This is a genomic window from Olivibacter domesticus (assembly GCF_900109575.1).
GTDB lineage: Bacteria > Bacteroidota > Bacteroidia > Sphingobacteriales > Sphingobacteriaceae > Olivibacter > Olivibacter domesticus.
Window position 1 is genome coordinate 202,469 of sequence record NZ_FOAF01000003.1, and the last position, 21,392, is coordinate 223,860.

Sequence of the window (21,392 nt, forward strand, 5' to 3'; positions counted from 1 at the left end):
TGGATTGTCGTATTCATCTATAACCAATTTGCCAGAAATGACGTACAATTCTTTTGATGAGGAGCGGATTATTTATCTTTTGTCTAAAAGACTGCGAGAAACACTTTCGGATAATGAGGAGCGTGAAATCCAACAATGGCGGGAAACATCCGATAAAAATCGCATGCTCTTCGAGAAGTTAAGGGATGAGCGATCCCTTAAGCCGTTGATAGAGAGGATGCAGCAGTACGACGCGGAGCCTGCCATTGGCCGTTGGAAAGATCGTATGGTAGCACAAAAAAAACAAAATAAAAGACGCTACTATGCTTTTGCGGCTTCTATTATATTGCTTCTGGGCGTTGGAATATTATGGAGTAACAACCCTCAGCTGTTGGATACAATTGTGCAGCCAACGATCGAGCGTGGCCAAAATAAGGCGAATTTAATATTAACGGATGGATCGATCCTTTCGTTGGATAGTTTACCCGCTGGAGCAACCACCAATAGAGCGGGTATTCAGATTACTAAAACAACTGACGGCAAAATTAGCTGTAACTACATGCCGACGGATGTACACAACGATGCACAGCCTGCCTTTAACACCATTTCAACGGCGCTCGGTGGCGAGTATCAGGTGGTGTTACCGGATGGATCTAACGTATGGTTAAACGCCAACTCGTCTCTCCGTTTCCCATCTCGATTTCCCGCAAAAGAGCGTAAGGTAGCACTTATTGGCGAAGCCTATTTTGAAATAACGGGTAATGCTAAAATTCCTTTTGTTGTGTCAACTACTAAACAAACCATTCACGTGTTGGGTACGAAATTTAATGTTCGGGCATATGAGGAAGACCAGATGATGAAAACTACCTTGTTGGAAGGTTCTGTGCAGGTACATACTGCCACGCATAAACAATTGATGCAGCCAGGGCAAGAAGCCAGAACATATGCCAATGCCGATAACTTGGAGATCATAGCTGGGGACGTTAATGAGGCCATCGCTTGGAAAAATGGGTACTTCATTTTTAATAACGAAAGTATTGTCGATATAATGACCAAGGTTAGTCGATGGTACGACATAGAAGTGTCCTATCAAGGGAATGTAAAAAGCAAAATTTTTGCTGGTACCTTTTCAAAGAAAAAAAGCCTGCAGAAGCTGTTAGATAGTTTTGCGTCTACGGGGCAGATTTCTTATAAAATAGCAGGAAGGAGGGTTAAGATCATGTCTGAATAAAAAACCAAAGCATAAGCAACACCAGAAGTGCGTCAACACTTCTGGTATGCTAGCGCTACGCTTTACATTAGGTCAAATTCTCTATTATATTTCATATAACCTAATATTCAAATGTACAAAAAAAATACTGCACGGAATAGCGATGCAAGGAGCGGCTATTTCTTGAAATTATTAGCGGTAATGAAACTCATCTTCATCCTAACCATTCTATTTACGCATTGCTTTGCAGCGAGCAAGGCCCAACGCGTTACAATAAAGGCTACCAATGCCTCATTAAAAGAGGTGTTATTTAGGCTGGGCAAAATCAGTGGTTATGATTTTATCTACAACGCTGATCTTTCTCGCGAGCTTCCAAAAATTAGCATTGATGTAAAAGAAAAACCTATCGAAGAAGTGTTGGCACAATGTTTTTTTCCACTTGTGGTGGATGTCATTTCAAAGGAAGATAAAACGGTTGTGCTCAAATTAAGTAAAAATTCTAGTACAAGGGAAAGAAATATCAGCGGGCAAGGTCTGCTGCAATTGGTTGTGGAAGGTCGCGTGGTAGATAATCTTGGCAAGGCACTCGAAGGTGTGTCCGTCGTTTTAAAAGATAATTCGAAAACAGGGACAATTACTAACAGGGATGGTTACTATTCAATTGCCGTAAAGAGCGGTAGAGCATTGGTTTTCTCCTATACCGGTTATCAAAAGAAAGAAGAGCTTATCAATGGTCGAACACAAATCAATGTTGTCCTTAGCGAAGAAGAATCGGTGTTGGATGAGGTGGTGGTGGTTGGTTATGGCGCGGTTAAACGGGGCGATCTGACGGGCGCGGTTTCTACCGTGGCTGAAAAGGATATCCAAGCCACACCCATCGTAGCACTCGATCGAGCCATGCAAGGGCGTGTGGCCGGTGTTAACGTAACGACCAATTCGGCAAGACCTGGTGGAGCGACCACCGTGCGCATCCGCGGTACAGGTTCTGTAAATGCGGGAAACGAGCCGCTTTACGTGATAGACGGATTTCCTACAAGCAATCTTAACTCCATTAATATCAACGATATCGAATCAATGGAGGTGCTTAAGGATGCCTCTGCAACTGCTATTTATGGGTCGAGGGGGTCGAACGGTGTGATCATGGTGACGACCAGACGAGGTAAGGCAGGCCGTTCCATTATCTCTTACGACGGCTACTATGGGGAGCAATCTGTGCGACGGAAAATACCCCTGCTTAATGCACAGGAGTTCGCGGAATTTGTTAATGAAGCCAACGTGAATAATGGCATAGCACCTTATTTTGACGGGAGTAGTGAGGAGAGAGCACTTCCTTCTAGCTTAGGAGAGGGCACCGATTGGCAGGATGTGATACTCCGTACGGCTCCTATTCAAGACCATCAACTGGGTGCCTCTGGCGGTTCAGAAAAAACACGCTATGCGATCTCTCTGGGATATTTTGGGCAAGATGGAATTGTAATCGGATCTGGTTTCAAAAGGTATTCGTTGAGAGCCAATTTGGATAATGATGTGTCGTCCCGCTTGAAGGTCGGACTCTCAGCACAAGGGGTACACACGGTCAGCAATAATGCGCAGACAGAAGTAGCAGGTAATACCGCTTACGGAAGTATCATTCCTTCTGCCCTGAATTATTCACCCACTTTTCCAGTGTTTAATACCGACGGTACTTATTTCAGTAATCAGGGGCCATTGAACGGTTTAGGAGCCGATAATCCCTATGCGATGACACAGGAATACACCAATAAAGGATCATTGATCCGATTTTTGGCCAATACTTATGCTGAATTTAAAATAACGGATGACCTCAAATTCCGCACTACACTGGGAGCGGATTTACAAGCAAATAAAGCAAGCAGCTATATTTCCCGCTTGGTGATAGCAGGAGCTACCTTGGGCGGAAGTGCGGAAGTGTCATCTGCGCAAACGATTAATTGGTTAAACGAAAATACGCTTACCTATGATAAGCAAATAGCCGATGTACATCAAATCAATGCGCTGCTTGGTTATACATATCAACAATCGGATTACGAAACCGTCAGCGGCAGGGCCAATACATTTAATGATGATTTTGCAAAATATCATAACCTAGAAGCGGGCTCAACGCTTGTACCCGCGAGCTCCGGGGCAAATCAATGGCGGTTGATCTCTTATATCGCACGGGTGAATTATGGTTATGATGATCGGTTTCTGGTAACGCTCACCGGCAGAAGAGATGGCTCTTCCCGCTTTGGCCCCAATAATAAATTCGGATTTTTTCCATCTGGCGCGATCGCATGGAAACTAAAAAATGAAAAATGGATGGCAAGTGCCCAGCATTTGTCGGACGCTAAACTAAGAGTAAGTTATGGGCTTTCGGGCAATCAGGAAATCGATAATTACCGCTTTTTAGCTAATATAACGCCATGGTCTTATGTTTTAGGCGGTGCATTGCTAACGGGGAATGGACCATCGGGCATCGCTAATCCAAACTTACGTTGGGAAAAAAATGCACAGTTAGATCTAGGTTTTGACATAGGCTTCTTTAATAATCGCTTGCTATTCACTGGTGATTATTATACCAAAACTACATCCGATTTGCTGTTCAGTGTGGGTGTCCCCACCAATTCAGGGTTCTCATCTATGTTACAAAATATTGGTCGGGTGCAAAATCGTGGTATCGAGCTAGCCCTCAACAGTATAAATATCGATGGGAACGACTTTCATTGGACAACTGCTTTCAACCTCACCTTTAATAAAAATAAGGTGCTTGCGTTGGATAATCGAACGGAATTCAGAAGCGGCAGCGACGCACGGGTACATAATACCAATGTGAGCCCTATTTTGATGCGCGTGGGTACACCCATCGGAAATTTCTATGGTTTTCAAACAGATGGCATCTTTCAGAATGAAGCTGAGGTTGCGGCCTCTGCACAACCGAATGCCAAGCCGGGTGATTTACGTTATGTGGATATTAATGGTGACGGCATATTCAACGACGATGATCGAACGATTATCGGAAATGCCAATCCAGATGCTTTTGGCGGGTTAAATAACACGTTCACTTATAAGGGCTTCGATTTGAATGTTTTTATTCAGGGCACTTTTGGCAATGAAATACTGAATTACGGTACGTTCGATCAGATGAATATGACAGGTGGAAATAATCAGTCGACCCGTGTTTTAGACCGATGGACACCTGAACACCCAAGCAATACCATACCAAGGGCGAATGCAGCAGGTGGATCTAGGCTTCTTTCTACTTTACATGTGGAAGATGGATCGTATATCCGATTTAAAAATATATCGCTTGGTTATACTTTTCCTAAACATTGGCTGCAATCGCTTTCCGTAAGTGAATGCAGAATCTATCTCACTGGACAAAACCTTTTTACCATTACTTCTTATACAGGTTATGATCCGGAAGTGAATCGGTTTGGTAACGATACTGTCAGCCAAGGTATTGACTATGGGGCCTACCCTGCGGCCAAAACATATCTGATTGGTCTTAATGTTAAATTTTAATTATGCAGATCATGAAATACAGAAAGCAATTACCATTTTTATATAGTCAGATTGGTAGCATGTTATGCGCTTTGCTGCTACTCTGTGTCGCCTGTGAGAGCCGGTTAGATGTCACACCGCAGTCTAACCTCACAGACGCTACGTATTACAACACGGCGGAAGATGCCAAGGCTGCATTGGGTGCCTGTTATTATAGTGTAAGCAATCCAGATGTCTTCATTGATCTTGTAGGATCGGACGATGCGGTGCCCTTTCTTACGGGGGATGCTAATCGACCGCTTTTATGGCGTTACGATATCACACCCGACAACGGATTCATACGCTTCTATCCGGGCGCTTATACCAGTATCAATCATTGCAATATTGTTATCAACCGTTTGCCCACAATTGAGATGGACGAAACGCTCAAGCAACGTTATATAGCTGAAGCAAAATTTTTGCGTGCTCTTGCTTATTTCAATCTAGTAAGACTTTACGGCGGAGTACCCATCGTTACGACTGAAACAGCAGGATTAGCGGGACTGGAAATTCCACGATCATCCGTAGCGGAGGTGTATGCGCAGATTGAGCAGGACTTGACAGACGCCGAACAGGTGCTTCCAGTTAACTACGATGCGGTAGATAAAGGTCGTGCTACACGGGGCGCTGCTAAGGGAATCTTGGCAAAAGTTTACCTCACGAGGGCTGGCACTGAAAGTGGTTCTCCTTTTTGGCAACAGGCTGTAATAAAAGCAAAGGAAGTGATCGATCAAGGCGTTTATGACCTTTACCCAACTTTTGCGGAAGCTTTTTCCCTATCGGCCAGGGGAGGTGTAGAGAACGTCTTTGAAATACAGTATTTGACAGATGTGAGAGGACATAGTCTTGGCAGGGGATATGGTGTACGAGCGGCACCAATCTATCCAGGTGGTGGCGCTGGCATTGCACGCGTTACTTCTAGCTTGTTTAATCTCTATCAAGAAAACGACCAGCGGAAGGCCGTGTCGTTTATCTCTTCCTATAGCTATCAAGGAAAAACCGTTCAGTTATCAGTGACTGATCCGAATCCGGCAAATGCGGTGTCTTTCCAAAAGCTATGGGATAAAAGCGCTACTACGAATGGTGGGGAAGGTACCAGCTTTCCAATACTGCGTTTTTCGGATGTCCTGCTTATGTATGCTGAGGCTAGTAACGAAAGCGAAGGCACTCCCTCAGTAAGCGCTTATGAAGCCCTTAATAGGGTACGCCAGAGAGCCGGACTGGAACCTTTATCAGGGCTCGACTATCAGTCGTTCAAAGAGGCCGTGTGGTTGGAGCGGCGCCTGGAACTAACTTTCGAGAACAACCGTCGATTCGACTTAATCCGTACTGGTCGGCTGGTTGAGGCCGTTAAGGCGGAGAATAGTTTTAATCGGAATGCTCAAATTCAACCCTACCATGTGCTATTGCCTATGCCGCAACTTGATATCGATGTAAATCCATTATTGGAACAGAACCCAGGTTATTAACAAATACATTAAACGTAAAAGATATGTTAACTCGTAGAAAATATATAAAAAACCTAAGTGCATTAACGGCAGGAATGCTGCTTTCTCACACATTATTTTCGGGCAGCTTAAAAAGAAAAGTGATTTTGCTGCGGTCGTCATGGCAAACGGTTAATATTGGTGACATTGGGCATACTCCTGGTGTGCTAGCATTGCTTGAAAAACATTTGCCTGATGTAGAGGTTCGACTATGGCCCATGAGTGTGAATAACGGTGTTGATAAAATGCTGGAAAAGCGCTTTCCAAAGGTCAAGATTGTACAAAGCGAAGCGGATGTGGCACTTGCCTGGCAAGAAAGTGATTTTCTGCTGCACGGCTCCGGACCATCTTTGGTGGCTGCTCGGGACGTTGCTCGCTGGAAAGATGAGACCGGTAAACCGTACGGCATTTACGGCATTACTTTTCCCGGTTTTTATGGTCCACCCACGCCCACACAGGAGAAAGCCTTAGCGAGTAATATTGATTTATTGAGTGCTGCCCAGTTTTGTTATTTCAGAGATTCTATTTCGCTCCACTTCGCCGAAGAGCATGGAGCAAAATGCCCTATCATGGAATTTGGGCCCGATGGCGCCTTTGCTGTTGACCTTAGCAACGATGCCGCGGCGTTGCAATTTTTAAAAGAACATCAACTGGAACCAGGCAAATTCTTGTGTGCTATTCCTCGGCAGCGCTACACGCCCTGGTGGGAGCTACCCGAAAAGAAGGCGAAATTTAACGAACGAAAGAACGCACGTAATGAGGAGATGCGTGAGCATGATAATGCACCCATTCGAGAAGCAATCATAGCTGTGGTACGTCAAACGTCTATGAAAGTGTTGGTGTGTCCTGAAGATGGAACGCAGGTAAAACTCGGTAAGCAAATTATTATGGACAAGCTGCCCGAAGATGTAAGAAACAAGGTGGTCTGGAAAGATAGCTATTGGCTAACAGACGAAGCCGTCAGCACTTACAAGCAATCTGCAGGGCTATTTGGGCTCGAAATGCATTCGCCCATCATGTGCATAGGCAATGGGATCCCGGCTTTAGTGGGGAGGTTTGAAGAACAGACATCTAAAGGTATTATGTGGAAAGATATTGGCTTAGAGGAGTGGTTATTCGACGTCGATAAACCAGGAGATATTAAACGAATTCTTCCGGCTGTATTATCCCTGGCAACCGATCCAGAAGGAGCAAAACTAAAAGCCTTACAGGCGAAGGAGCGTGTGGATGCGCTTTTTGCTGCAAGTATGAAATTGTTGAGGGAGAAATTAAATTAAATATTTTCTTGATCTTTTGAGCCGATTAATTATCCTAATCGGCTCATAACGGATGTTCTTCTGAAATTTTAAAGATAAGCAATAATAGTTATTCAGACTTAATGGGCGATTAGCACAAATAGAATTGCTAAGAGCGCAGGGAGTGCTTGTACGAAAAATATTTTTTTACTGGCGGTGAATGCACCGAAAATACCAGCAATGGCTACACAACAGAGAAAAAATAGGCGCACATTAAATGACCAATGGCTATCTTCAATCAGGAATGACCAGATCAAGCCCGCCATAAGGAAGCCATTATAGAGCCCTTGATTGGCCGCCATGCCCTTGGTGGGCTTGAATATTTCTGCTGGTAGGGTCTTAAAAGTTTTCTTACCAGTGGATTCCCAGGCAAACATCTCCATCCATAGAATATAAAGATGTTCTAATGCAACTAATCCTGTCAGTATCTGGGCGATTAATTGTACCATAACCTTATGTTTTAATGTTGCTATGCAATGTTTTTGCCATAAGTATCTATGTCTGTTTCCGTAGGTAGAACAGCCTTGTTAAGCAAAAATTATTACTTTCTAAAAATACAAATAGATTTGCAGTATCACAATGCTTTTGCTTGGGTTCAATCCTGTTGCTTGCCGATCACTATTTCACTGGAGATTTAACATTAGCTTAACTTAGCACACATACCTTTGCTAGGTCAATCTAAAAATGATGGATCAAACCTTAGATTTTAGCTGGTGGGAGGCTGTCCGGCAAAGGGACGACCAGCAGCTATTTAACCAGCTTTACTTGCGACACTGGGAACTACTCTATGCGATTGCCTGGAATAGAACCAAAGATGAAGATGTCGCAAAGGATATTGTCCAAGAGGTTTTTATTAGTTTTTGGGAACGACGAAAGAGCATTGTTATCCGAACCACCGTAAAGCAATATCTCACAGGTGTTTTGAAAAATAGGCTGATCGATTATTTTCAATCTGAGCAGGTGAAAAAGCGGGTATTGGACCGTGCCTCCCAACAGATGGACACAATTATACAGCAAGCCGATGCCTCTTGGTCCCACCGCGAAGTGGAGGATGTTTTGGAAGACGAATTACAAAAAATGCCAGAAAATATGCGGAACTCTTTTCTACTGCGGTTAGAGAACCTAAGTACCCCTGATATTGCTAAACGTCTAAACCTGGCTGAACAGACAGTGAGCAACCTCCATACGGAAGCAGGTAAACGCCTACGGAAAAAACTGCTGCACAGGTTGCGTGGTATCACGGTACCTATCTTGATCACTTTTCTTCAGGTTGTTAATAATTTATTAATAAATAAATAACAATTTCGAGAAGTAATTTTCCTCCCTCGGGCAGACGTATTGTTAAAAAGGCAGATACGTGCAAGCACATTTATTTAAAGCGTTATTGCGGAAATACCGCGCAGGCGAAACTTCTCCAGAAGAAACAAAATTGGTGGAAGATTGGTATGCATCGTTTGGCGAAACGTTCCCGGAAAAGGACCGGAAAATGAAGGCAGTGCTCCGCAAGGAGCTGCATACTCGCCTCCAACGAGAGCTATTTCCAGACCATATGCCTAAGCAAAAAAAGCAAATTCGATTTCTACTGCCTAAGATTGTTGGTGCCGCAGCCGTGCTCTTAGTTATTGGTATAGGCGGTTGGTTTCTTGCTTATTATGGCGGGGCAAGAGCGGGGTTGGAAAAGAAGAAATGGGTAGAGCTGAGTGCTGGTCAGGGAAAGCTGAAAAAAGTCCAATTACCTGATAGCACATTTGTCTGGCTAAATGCCGGCACCAAAATTGGTTTTCCGCTTCCTTTTGACAACAGGACAACGAGAGAAGTGACGCTGTTAGAAGGAGAGGTTTTCTTTGATGTACACCCTAATGCAGCAAAACCCTTCATTGTACATGCGAATGGTCTTGATACGCGAGTGCTTGGTACCTCGTTTTCTGTGAGGTCTTATAAGGACCTAAATGAGTTACGTGTATCGGTGGCTACAGGAATGGTCCAGGTTAGCGGTAGCCAAAAACAGTTGTTGGGTGTGTTGCGACCCGGAGAAGAAATCGTGTATGATAAAGCGACCCTTGCGCGCACTACCAAGCAGGTTGACATGGAAACGCGCACAGCCTGGATCTCGGGCGTAACCTACTTGAGTGAGGTCTCCTTTGCAGAATTGTCTGTGGTTTTCCATAATAACTATGGTGTGCTGTTGAAAGCCGGAAAAAGGGCTGTTGCACGTCAGCATTATAGCATCCAGCTGGATAGAAGTATCCGGCAGGAAGACCTGATAAAAGCCATATGTGCTATTCATAAAAATCGATTTAGAAAGGAGGGCGATGCAATTATAATTTATTAGATAAGAATGAACGGTTGACGAAGTCAATCGCCAACCGATAAAATAGATGGCATACCTTGGAACGCTTGCCATCGCAAAAATAGCAATGATGTTAAACGCAAAGCTACTTTTTAACAGTAAAGATAGGAATTCGCGTGGTTTGCAAACCTATTTTTTACTAATAGAGAGTGGCGCTACTACTAATTTAATGAAAATTGATAAATGCTACTTTAAACAAGCAATGAAAATATCTTCGGTTATCATACTTAATATGCTGGTGATCACGCAATTGCTTTCTGCCGAAGGGGCAGTGGCACAATTGCTAAAGAAGCAAGTGAGTCTTCGCCTTGCCGGAGATAATGCATGGTCGGTTGTACAGCGACTGGAAAAAAAAGCAATACGATTTGCGTATAACGCCGAACAGCTTGGTCTAGGCAAGATTGAAGTACCCGACCATTCATTTGAGGAGGCAAGTGTAGAGCAGATTTTGCAATATATGTTAAAACAAACAGATGTAAGTTACACAGAAGCGAATGGTTTTATCATACTGAATAAGAAACAACAGGCTGTTAAATTGCTGGGAAAAGTAACAGACGAAGAGGGACAACCAGTGGTCGATGCAACTTTAGTCGCAGGAAATCGGAGTGCGATGACTGATCAGAATGGAGACTTTGCACTGTCTTTGCAACCTGGGACATATAAGCTGACTGTTAATCACCTCGCCTTTGAAACGGTAAGTAGGGAGATAATATTGGAAGCTGGAAAAAATCTGGTAATGAACCTGATGCTGAAGGGAAAAGTGGGTGAACTAAGTGAGGTAGTGGTTACAGCTTTAGGTATCAAACGCGAAGAGAAGGCGCTTGGTTATTCTACCACGACGGTGAAAGGTGAACAACTAACGAATGCGTTATCAGGTAACTGGATGGATGCTCTTTCGGGTAAGGTGGCCGGACTGAACCTAATGCGATCCAATGCAGGACCCGTAGGGTCCACAAAAATTATCTTGCGTGGAGAAAATAACCTTACGGGAGAAAATGAGGCCCTAATTGTGGTGGATGGGGTGGTTATTAACAATGGATCGGGGCGTCGGTCGGCTAATGGATCGGATGCTGTTTACGGCACAGGTAGCGATAATATGCCTGTGGATTATGGGTCTGGGATGGATGATATCAATCCAGAGGATGTGGAGAGCATTACGGTATTGAAAGGGCCAGGGGCTGCGGCGTTATATGGTCAACGCGCAGCAAATGGAGCCGTGGTAATTACTACCAAATCGGGTAGCCGTAAAGTAAAAGGGCTCGGCATTACCTTCAATTCAAATACGTCTCTTGAAAGTGTAAACCGCTGGCCAGATCTTCAGTACGAATACGGACAGGGCTTGGGAGGGGCAGCCTACTATTCTTATGGAACTTCTGTGGATGGTGCTAGTACCAGCGGTACAAGTTCTGCCTATGGACCCAAATTTGATGGGCAATATTTTTTTCAATATGATCCTGAAAAACAAGCTGTGGGCAGTGAGCGCACGCTATGGCAACCGCACGAAAACATTAAGAGTTTCTTTGAAACCGGTAAGACTTTTACAAACAGTGTAACGATTGACGGTGGTACAGAGCGCACATCTGCGCGCTTTTCTGCCACTAATGTGCAGAATTCGTGGATTACCCCGAATACAGGATATAAGCGTAATACTTTTGCTTTATCTGTAAATTCGAAGGTAAGCGATAAGTTGAGTATCAGTTCAAAGATCAATTATAATAACCGCTGGAGCGATAACTTACCAGGAGCAGGCTATGGTAACCAGTCGCTCATGTATTGGTTTATCTTTTGGCAACCCAATGCGGATTTGAATTGGTTGAAAAACTACTGGGTAAATGGCAAGGAAAATTTAGAGATTAAATATCCTTACAGTACGTATCCTGAAAATCCTTATGCCGTTTCTTATGAGTTTATCAACAGCAATAACCGTCATAGCTTTACTGGAAATGCGCAGGCAGCTTATCAGTTCGATAAACATTTTAATGTGCAGCTGCGTGCCTCACTTGACTTTGCGAATGAAAACCGCGCGCAGAACCGTCCCTATGATGCGGGATCTAGACTTCCGGAGGGAAGCCACCGTACACAGCAACTTTTTTCGAAAGAATCATCAGCCGATTTCTTGTTTCGGTATAATGCAGCATCAAAAGGGCCGGTGGATTTTAGTGCCACTTTGGGTGGTAGTACCCTTCAAAATGAATATAGAAGGGAATCGCTCAGCTCTGATGGCTTGAGCTACCCAGGTGTTTTTAACCATAATAATTCGAAGTACGGTGTAAAAACGAACCAAGTGATTGATCGTTTTGAAATCAACAGTTTTTATGGCTTGTTAACGAGCTCTTATCGGGATTATCTATTTTTAGATGTTACGGGTCGTATCGATTGGACCAGTACGCTCGCTACACCACAGTTCCCGAATAAGAGCAAAGGGTTCTTTTATCCTTCGGTGAATGGAAGTTTTGTATTGTCGGAGTTCTTTGATCTACCAAGGGTCATCAGCTTTGCTAAGTTAAGAGCCTCTTTTGCAGAGGTAGGATCGGGGGTGCAACGACCTTATCAAACACAGTTTGTATATACTTCTCCCAATAGCCTCATCGGTGGGTCGCTCGCGAATCCAACAACATTAGTGAATCCTTATATTGAACCCTTGCGTACGCGATCGATCGAATTTGGTACAGATGTTCGTTTGTTCGATAGCCGCTTGAATGTGGATGTCGCTGTTTATAAAGGTAATACTTTTAACCAACACCTTTACCGCGTTATCGATGCGGCATCGGGCTACCGTAATTACTTAATGAATATTGGTGAAGTGAGTAACCGTGGATTGGAAGTAGCAATTAACACAAAGCAGGTTGACAACAAAGACGGATTTAGCTGGTCTTCCATGATCACCTTTAGCATGAACAAAAACCGCATCGAGCAATTAGCAGATAGCTCCTTAGTGTTGCAGCAGCGCTCGGTTGGTTCTGGCCAACTGGTAGCATATGAGGGCGGCAGCATGGGAGATCTTTATGGTATCGGTTATCTAAGAGCGCCGGATGGGCAGGTAGTTTACGACGAAAATACGGGTTATGCCCGGCTTACGAACAATGTTGTTTATTTGGGAAATACTATCCCGAAAGGAAAAATAAGCTTTGGAAATACATTCTCCTATCGAAACCTACGGCTGAACGTGCTTTTCGATGCGCAATGGGGTGCCGTGGCGCATTCCCTGACGCATTATAAGCTTGCTGAACAGGGTAAGACTAAAAACACCCTTCCAGGTCGTTATAGCGGCATTATCGGTAAAGGTGTGATCCAAAATGCAGACGGGTCTTATCGGCCAAATGATGTGATTGCAACAAATATTGATGAATATTATCGATCGCATTACGGTGCAGATAACGCCGAGGGAAGTACCTATTCTACAAATTTTATAAAATTCCGAGAGGCGCGGCTCGACTATACACTGTCTACCAAGATCGTATCGCGATGGGGATTGCAACGGGTTACACTGGGCCTATACGGGCGAAACCTCTTTATTTGGAGTAAATGGCCTGGTTTTGATCCGGAATTCGGCACGCTCGATGGCGCAGACATTGTAAAAGGGTTTGAGATTGCCCAGTTTCCTTCTACCAGGACTTACGGATTTAACTTGATTGTTGGCTTCTAAAGCTTTAAGCATATGAACAAATATATTATATATGGGTTATTCTTTCTTGCTTCCGTCCTTTTTGCTTCTTGCGATAAAGGGTTTGAGGAATTGAATACAGACCCAACGAAAACAACAAATGCCTATCCTTACCAATTTATGGCGAATGGGCTTATTAGCTCGGTGGAGTATAATATGTCGCGCAACCGCACATTTAATAATGAGTTGATGCAGGTAACGGTGGCTATTGGCGATGGCGATGGGAGAGTATTTCGCTATGATTTTCGACGAAGCTGGGCAGATTATTTATGGAACGGGCACTATACGCAATTAACCAATTATAAGGATATGTATGCCAAGGCCGTGGATCAAATTAATTTTAATCGATCATACCAGGGTATTTCCTTGATTTTACAGACGTGGACTTACTCCATCCTTACGGATACCTATGGTGACATTCCCTATACGCAATCGAATATGGGACGTGATTCGTTGATTCTCGAACCAATCTTCGATGCTCAACGGGATATTTACTTGGACATGTTTGCGAAGCTGGATTCTGCGAATACCTTGCTGAGTGGCGGGGATGCTATTGAGGCAGTACACGATCCAGTTTATGCAGGCAATGTGAGTCAATGGCGAAAATTTTGCAATTCACTCTACTTACGTTTGTTGCTGCGCATATCTCATAAGACTGACGTGCAGGATATCGTTTTACCAAAAATACAAGAGATCTTGACAAATACGTCCAAATACCCTGTATTTGCAAGCAACGATGATTCTGCCATTTTGCGGTGGACGGGTGAAGGAGCTTATATATCGCCGTACATGACTACACGTGCACAAGATTTCCGGGCAACAGCTATTTGCAGCTTCTTTATAGACTTTCTCCGCGATACAAATGATCCGCGCATTAATATCCCTGAGTATGGTACATCAGGTATCAACCGTTTGGGAATCGCACCCGTATCGGGTAATTTCGTTGGCGTACCTTCGGGTTACGCGGCTGGTTCTGAAGACTATACGAAAATGTCCTATTTTTATTCTTACGATCAGAATAGCGGCGTGAATAGCTTGCAAACCGAGCCTATGACGGGGATGATCATGAATTATGCTGAACTGCAGTTTATAAAGGCGGAGGCAGTGCTTCGTGGCTGGATAGAGGGCTCTGTGGAAGATTATTTTTATAGTGGGGCTGAGAGCAGTATTAAGCAGTGGGTTCCAGCATGGGATGTGCCCATTAGAACCCACTTAGCAGCATCGGACGTGCAGTGGAATGAGGCAAGCGATTTTGAGGAAAAATTGGCACGTATCCATCAACAAAAATATTATGCACTGTTTTTAGTAGATCTGCAGCAGTGGTTTGAATATAGGCGTACGGGTTATCCGGTGTTACCTAAAGGAAATGGATTGGTAAATAACGCCGAAATGCCGGCGCGCCTATATTACCCGGTATATGTACAGTCGTCAAATCCGACGAATTACAAGCTAGCCCTTGCACAGCAAGGACCTGATGAAATCAATACGAGAGTCTGGTGGCAAAAACCATAAAAACATGAAGAAAACGATCAAAAAATTAATAAGAATGCTAACCATGGCTATGTTGCTTTCGGCATGTGCCAAAACAAATTATCCTGGAGGGGATGTGAGTCCTTATGTTGGCATTTATGATGTGCGTACTTTGTATAAGGACCACCCGATAACATTGACAGCGGAATCGTTGGGAGGCTCCAGCCAGATCACAGGTTGGGTCATTTCCGATCACCGGGGAGGTAATCTTCCTGATGGTCTGCTCATCGTGCAAGATAAGCGTCGTTTAGACTTTCAAAGGGGGATAGCAATCCCCATTGGTAGTGCGGCAACGGATTACTTACCTGGAGATTCGGTGGTGATCGATGTTCTTGGAGCAAAGTTGGAACGGGTGGATGGTATATTGCAATTAACGGGTATAGGTACTGATAAGATAATGCGGGTTGCAAATGGCCTTCCTACGCCTGCTCGGCTTGTAACGATTGATCAAATATTGCAAAGACCTAATGACTATGAAAGCACCTTAGTGGCTATTGTAAAAGGGGGCTTCAACCCAATGCCGCAACCGGGCGAAACCTTGGGGGGTATTAGAACCATCAATGATGGATTTGGTAATCTATCTATTGAGACGGATGCCAGCGCCGCTTTTGCGGGGCAAACACTTTATAAAATGGCCAATTATTTTGGTGTAATTTTTAACCATGTAAGCGATAGCGGTACATTGGTGCCTTATCATAAACCCCGGAGAAAGGAGGATATTGTGCCTTTGCTATCGGAATACGCAGTTCCAAAAGTAATCATCTCTGGGTTTGCGAGCGACCCACGGGGAACAGATGCTAATAATGAATATATTCAGTTATTGGTAACTGAAGATATCGATTTTTCGGTGACACCCTTTTCACTGGTTACTACCAACAATGCAAACGCCTCGACTCCTACAGGGTTTCCCGCAAATGGATGGGCCACAGGCGGTGTGCGTACGTACAAGTTCAACCTTAACACAGGTATTGCGCGAAAGGGTACCTATTTTTATGTTGGTGGCACAAATAAGCGCATAAACAGCACCAACTCAACGGTGATTGCGGAAGCTAATTGGATTACCTCGTACGCATACAATACCAATCCTGGGTTCGATTACGGAAATGCCACCACCAATCTATTGGCAAATTCAGGTAATGCATCTGGTATTGCGGTATTTGAGGGGACGGATGTTACGAAAGAATCTGTTCCAGTTGATGTCATTTTTGTTGGTACAGGAGGAAGCCTTTTCAATGGCTCAAATATAGGTTACCGTATTACAAATACGGATTGGTATGATATCATCAATCCGGTTGATATGAAAGAGCAGCCTTTTTATAGGGCCGGTACAAATGTGAAAGCCCTAACCTATCACACACCGTCCGACGCGGGGTATTTCTATATGCTTGGAGGGGAGTATAATCTTTCACTCGGTAGATGGACGAAGGCACGTACGCAAGGAAGTTTCTTGATGACAAAAGAAACACAGCTGGCAGAAATAGAAGGGGAAACGGCCACAAAGTTAATGGAAAATGAATAAAAAATAGCTGGAATAATCCGTAGAGGGTGTTCGAAATCACGACTTTTCGGACACCCTCTAACTCTAAATTCGGTTCGTTTGCTTTGGCCTAACGTATAACATCGATAATTGCTGTTACATCTCCAACACTTTTTCCGGTATCTGTTTGAGCGGTACACCGGAGTTTAAAGGGCTGCTGTGTGTAATTTTCCTGTATAACGTGTAAAAAAATGGTCTCTTCTGCGAAGGCGTGATTGTCGGCGAGTAAGGTGAATTCTCTAACCTTTATATGGGTCTTACTATTAGTTGTGTGATGAATAAGGTGGACGCAAAGGTCAAGAAGTGCTCCCAGCAATATCGCTATTGGCAGGGCCGGGTGATTAAGAAAGTGCCCGGAATCATATGCAGAAACTTTTCCTAAGAAGGCCTTAGCACCATTTTTTGATAATTGTATATCGGAGAGCTGATTCTTCTTTGTAAATGGATTTTCAGTAGCCGGAAAGAAGGGTTGATAGGTATTGGCGAAAAGCTCCGCAAAAACAGCAGAGGGAATGACCTGAAAACTAATATCAATCCCACAAATGAGATCATCTTCTCCATCAAGAATGTAAGCTCTAATTGTTGCGATTTCCTTTTCGAAGGATATACACTCAGCAACCAAGATCAGCTCTTTACTTGTTGAATAGGTTTTGTGGGAAACCCGCTTAAAAGCACCTTTGCGAGCGAGATAGTAGTGCTTTGATTTAATGGGGTTCACCATCGCACAAGATACGGAACCAAGTGTGGCGAGGTGTCGGTAAGCTTCGGCGGATGCAATTGGATTAACTTCTTTTCCAATCGGATGTTCGGGAGAGATTTTGGCAGTGACAACACTTTCTGAATGTAAACATACATCCATTAAGGCATAGTAAGGTAAATGGACGTCTATCAGATCAAAGATTTCGGTTTGATTCAAGCACCTACCACCGTTTTCAGATTGAAGCAAATGGAGCTGTTTTGAATAGGTAAGGGCTAATGATTTATGCATAATTGTTGCTATTGCCTCCATGATTAACATAAATGATAAATACAGTGCTTTAAAGACATCTAGACATTATGTATTTATTTATGTTCCACAAGAAAGTAAATATTTAATTGTGCGTAAAAAAAGTTACACCAAAAGTGGTTTGGCTTACACTAAAGTGTTAAATAGACATTAATATAGCGCATGGCTCCTGTTTAACTAATCGCTTCATATAATCTTTTGGCTGTTTCGCACTTCATATTTGCTGCTTGGGTTACTTTGTATGGCCAGCTAGATATAGCTTCTATTACCTTTGGGAATATCAATGTTTAATAGATGGACGCACTACTTATTATTATAATCAGTCTTTTTTCCGCCGGTATAGTGAGCAGGTTGGAGAATGACGAACGATAACCCTAAAGAAATTTAGGGATGTAAAAGAAATTGTATCCGAATGGTGATATTTGACCGAATGGATACTATCTTAGCCATTGTTTAAAACGATGGTATATGAACATTTTTACTTCCCGCCTTCTCGCAGTAACTGGGCTAACATTTTTTTTGAGTCTTTTTGCCCAGCCTATTCTTGCGCAAAATCAGATTGTTACTTACCTAAACAAAAATAAATACATTGTAGCAGAGAAGGATAGTGCAGTATATATACGCATTTTAACGCCTGACGGGAAACCGGAAGCGCCTTATAGTTTAACGGAACAATATAAAACCGGGGAGATATATCGTAAAGGAACAGCCCGTTTTAGTCATGATAGAATGACATTAATAGGTTTAGTAACGACCTATCAACCTGATGGTAAAAAAATAAGTGAGGAATATTATAAAGAGGGTGCGCAGGAAGGTTCTTGCCGATACTATTATAAAAATGGGAATTTAAAATCAGAGATACTGGTATCTGAGCAGGTAAAAAGCGGAAACCTCAAAATGGGTGCGCCTTCCAGGAAACTATTGTCGTTTTATGATTCACTTGGAACGCAATTGGTAAAAAATGGAAATGGGTATGTACATGAGGTCAATGATGACGGAGATAGTGAAGAGGGAGAATATAAGGATGGTTACAAAGAAGGCAATTGGAAAGGCACATTTCTGAAAAAAAAATATAGGTATACAGAACGCTACGAACAGTGCAGACTATTGGAAGGGACAAGCATTGACTCAACAGGAAAAGAGGTACATTACAGCAAAGTAGAAGAACGACCAGAATATCCCGGTGGGATGCAGAACTTATACCGATTCATTGGGATGAATTACAGATACCCACGACAAGCATATCAACAAGGAGCTTCCGGCGCGGTTATACTAAGCTTCATCGTGGATACGTTGGGTAAGCCAGCAGAAATAACGATATTGCAGGATGCCGGACATGGTACTGGCGAAGAAGGTGTACGTGTGCTACGTGGTAGCCCCAAATGGGTGCCAGGAAAATTACGTGGAATTCCTGTTAGGGTATCCCATTCCGTTCCTATCCATTTGAATCTACAGTAAAAAAATATATGTCCAGCGAATTTACTTTACGAAAAGCGACAAACGAAGATCAAGATAGAATCTGGGAGATTCTTCAACAGGCTATCAAACTAAGAAAACAAGATGGAAGCAGTCAATGGCAAGATGGCTACCCCAACGCAGGGGTAGTTCAGCAGGATATTAATCAAGGGTACGGCTACGTGTTGCTTTCGGAAGGTCAAATTTTAGCATATGTGGCTGTTATTTTTGATGGCGAACCCGCTTATCAAGAACTTGAGGGAAAATGGCTCAGTAATCAGGAATATGTGGTAATACATCGACTGGCCGTAGCACAAGATATCAAAACAAAAGGAACGGCGACCTTTGTGATGAAAGAGGTCGAAACACTTGCTATTGCCCGCTGTGTCTACAGCATCAAAGTTGATACGAACTTTGATAACAAAGGGATGCTACGCATCTTTGAGAAACTGGGTTATGAGTATTGCGGGGAAGTTCATTTTCGAGGTGGGGCACGTATGGCATTTGAAAAATTATTAAACAAAAAGTGAGATGAATGGTCGCAACATCAAGCTTACCAAGCCTTAAGTTTTACCTTATAACAAGGTTAACATTTTCATAATATTACCTACCTATCTTTGCTTGAAGAGTAATGTAAATGCAACCTGCCCCAAACATATATGAGTCTGCTTTATTGGATAAGATGCGGAACGATGATGCGGTAGCTTTCGAACAACTGTTCGAGGACTACTGGGACGGCCTTTACAAAAGTGCTTACTACCGATTAAGAAGCCGAGAGCTAGCTGAAGATATGGTACAGGATGTTTTTGCTGATCTATGGACCCAGCGGGCAGCGTTGCAGGTGCACAGGGGCTTAACGTCTTACCTGCAAGCGATGCTTAAATATAAAATTATCTACTGGGCCAGTCAGCAAGCACGGGAAGAAGCCCTACAGGTACATCTCTTTGAACGGATGGAAGAAATGGAAGATACCATACTCGGCGCGCTAGAAGTAGTAGCGCTCGAGCAAACCATTGCAGAAGTGGTAAGTACTTTCCCCGAAAATATGCGTAAAGTATTTCTATTGCGCATGCAGGATTATACGGTAGCTGAAATAGCTGTTGCCTTACAGTTGGCCGATCAAACTATCCGGAATAACCATACCGAAGCGTTGAGACGATTGAAAAACAAACTTATTGAAACGTATCCCCACCTGCCTATTTATTCTTTACTAACCATCCTCTTTACAAAAACTTAACAATTTAACCATCTTTTCTTGAAGTAGAGAACGGTCTTTTTATACACTATAGGTATATAAAAACGGAACGTGTGAAATTTAACGGTTACAAGAAATTATTAAAAAAGTACTATACAGGAGAAAGCTCTGATATTGAAAAACAATTGGTGGAGGCGTGGTACGATTCGTTTGAAAGGGATCAACGTGTAGCAAAAGATTTTCCGAATGCGGAAGAAAAGAGATGTATCAAAGAGCGGTTAGCAGGTCGTCTAGCCATACATGTGCAGGCTTCGCTTCCTACTCGGAAGAGAAATATTCGGCGGCTTGGGCAATGGGCGAAGGTGGCGGCGGTGGCCATTGTTATATTATTGTGCGGAATAACGTATTGGCAGCTGTATAAACCATTCGGTATGCCTGCTCATGAGCGCCATGAAACAGGCCGGTACGTTCAGCACTTTTCTGTCGGACCTGGAGCACGTAAAACACTGAAGCTATCAGACGGATCGACGGTAAGGATAAATGCTAATTCTTCCTTGGATATCATAGCTGGCTACGGTGATGGGCAACGGTTAGTGCGATTGGATGGAGAGGCCTTTTTTCAGGTGAAAACTGCCGCTAAATGCCCATTCTATGTGGAAACCAAGGATGTATCTGTACAGGTTTTGGGTACTTCCTTTAATGTAAAAGCCTACAGCCATAGAAGGAAAGTCCAAATAGCGGTAAGCACGGGTAAAGTGCAAATCAGTGATGCGGTTGAGACCCAAAAGTTTCTGCTGCACAAAGGTGAAAAATATGACTATGACCGTACTAGCCGATCGTTCGAGAAACGCAATAGCGGTAGTGATGGTGTATGGCTTAACAGCGATATCGGTCTAGAACGGGCCGCCTTTTTAGATCTAGCTCTTTCCTTTCGGGACGTTTACGGTATAGCCCTACTCAGCAACGATACAACCGTATTAAAAAGTCGATATACACTCAAACTAAAATATCAGCGCAGTGCCACGCAAACGGCACAGCTAATCTGTCACATGTTGAACAAGCAATACAGAAAGGAGGAAAATGGAGACTTGACCATCTTCTAACATTATATTTTTTTCCGTGGCTTCCATAAAGGAAGACAAAAACA

General features: G+C 43.4%; 15 protein-coding genes. 13 read left to right on the top strand and 2 right to left on the bottom strand.

Features of this window, described 5'->3' with window-relative positions; translation table 11 throughout:
- The first annotated feature begins 37 nt into the window (after window positions 1–37).
- The 4 genes from BMY50_RS15295 (at window position 38) to BMY50_RS15310 (ending at window position 7,490) form a co-directional block, all read left to right on the top strand.
- Window positions 38–1,210, top strand: coding sequence for a FecR family protein (locus BMY50_RS15295; protein ID WP_093326269.1), 1,173 nt, complete (start codon window positions 38–40; stop codon window positions 1,208–1,210).
- Window positions 1,211–1,321: 111 nt separating this feature from the next.
- Complete coding sequence (locus BMY50_RS15300; RefSeq protein WP_093326270.1) at window positions 1,322–4,708, top strand: SusC/RagA family TonB-linked outer membrane protein; 3,387 nt, start codon at window positions 1,322–1,324, stop codon at window positions 4,706–4,708.
- Between the two features lie 11 nt (window positions 4,709–4,719).
- Complete coding sequence (locus BMY50_RS15305) at window positions 4,720–6,195, top strand: RagB/SusD family nutrient uptake outer membrane protein (RefSeq protein ID WP_238383784.1); 1,476 nt, start codon at window positions 4,720–4,722, stop codon at window positions 6,193–6,195.
- A 23-nt stretch (window positions 6,196–6,218) separates the two neighbouring features.
- Window positions 6,219–7,490 carry a polysaccharide pyruvyl transferase family protein gene (locus tag BMY50_RS15310; RefSeq protein WP_093326272.1) on the top strand — a complete coding sequence of 424 codons (1,272 nt, stop codon included), beginning with the start codon at window positions 6,219–6,221 and terminating at the stop codon, window positions 7,488–7,490.
- Between the two features lie 98 nt (window positions 7,491–7,588).
- On the opposite strand, the gene BMY50_RS15315 is transcribed toward BMY50_RS15310, so the two are convergent.
- Window positions 7,589–7,957 (bottom strand): DUF1304 domain-containing protein, encoded by a 369-nt coding sequence (locus BMY50_RS15315; protein WP_093326273.1) that lies wholly within the window; start codon window positions 7,955–7,957, stop codon window positions 7,589–7,591.
- A 235-nt stretch (window positions 7,958–8,192) separates the two neighbouring features.
- On the opposite strand from BMY50_RS15315, the gene BMY50_RS15320 reads away from it, so the two are divergent.
- Genes BMY50_RS15320 through BMY50_RS15340 form a run of 5 tightly spaced genes read left to right on the top strand, consistent with a single transcriptional unit; the run spans window position 8,193 to window position 16,571 of the window.
- Window positions 8,193–8,807 (top strand): RNA polymerase sigma factor, encoded by a 615-nt coding sequence (locus BMY50_RS15320; RefSeq protein ID WP_093326274.1) that lies wholly within the window; start codon window positions 8,193–8,195, stop codon window positions 8,805–8,807.
- A 58-nt stretch (window positions 8,808–8,865) separates the two neighbouring features.
- A complete protein-coding gene (locus tag BMY50_RS15325) occupies window positions 8,866–9,840 on the top strand; it encodes a FecR family protein (protein ID WP_093326275.1) in 975 nt (324 codons plus the stop codon).
- A gap of 46 nt (window positions 9,841–9,886) precedes the next feature.
- Window positions 9,887–13,504, top strand: a complete 3,618-nt coding sequence (locus tag BMY50_RS15330) for a SusC/RagA family TonB-linked outer membrane protein (protein WP_238383785.1) — start codon at window positions 9,887–9,889, stop codon at window positions 13,502–13,504.
- A gap of 12 nt (window positions 13,505–13,516) precedes the next feature.
- A complete protein-coding gene (locus tag BMY50_RS15335) occupies window positions 13,517–15,034 on the top strand; it encodes a SusD/RagB family nutrient-binding outer membrane lipoprotein (protein ID WP_093326276.1) in 1,518 nt (505 codons plus the stop codon).
- A gap of 4 nt (window positions 15,035–15,038) precedes the next feature.
- Window positions 15,039–16,571 (top strand): DUF5689 domain-containing protein, encoded by a 1,533-nt coding sequence (locus BMY50_RS15340; protein WP_093326508.1) that lies wholly within the window; start codon window positions 15,039–15,041, stop codon window positions 16,569–16,571.
- Window positions 16,572–16,659: 88 nt separating this feature from the next.
- Here the strand turns inward: BMY50_RS15340 and BMY50_RS15345 are convergent, their stop codons facing one another.
- Window positions 16,660–17,577, bottom strand: coding sequence for a hypothetical protein (locus BMY50_RS15345; protein ID WP_139202271.1), 918 nt, complete (start codon window positions 17,575–17,577; stop codon window positions 16,660–16,662).
- A 486-nt stretch (window positions 17,578–18,063) separates the two neighbouring features.
- Between BMY50_RS15345 and BMY50_RS15350 the strand changes: the two genes are divergently transcribed.
- From BMY50_RS15350 to BMY50_RS15365, 4 genes are all read left to right on the top strand, one after another.
- Entirely contained in the window at window positions 18,064–19,053 is a 990-nt protein-coding gene (locus BMY50_RS15350; RefSeq protein WP_093326278.1) for an energy transducer TonB, read from the top strand.
- Window positions 19,054–19,061: 8 nt separating this feature from the next.
- Window positions 19,062–19,580: a GNAT family N-acetyltransferase gene (locus BMY50_RS15355; RefSeq protein WP_093326279.1), complete on the top strand. Its 519-nt coding sequence runs from the start codon at window positions 19,062–19,064 to the stop codon at window positions 19,578–19,580.
- Window positions 19,581–19,687: 107 nt separating this feature from the next.
- Window positions 19,688–20,287, top strand: a complete 600-nt coding sequence (locus BMY50_RS15360) for an RNA polymerase sigma factor (protein ID WP_093326280.1) — start codon at window positions 19,688–19,690, stop codon at window positions 20,285–20,287.
- Window positions 20,288–20,358: 71 nt separating this feature from the next.
- Window positions 20,359–21,348 (top strand): FecR family protein, encoded by a 990-nt coding sequence (locus tag BMY50_RS15365; protein WP_093326281.1) that lies wholly within the window; start codon window positions 20,359–20,361, stop codon window positions 21,346–21,348.
- Window positions 21,349–21,392 lie beyond the last annotated feature (44 nt).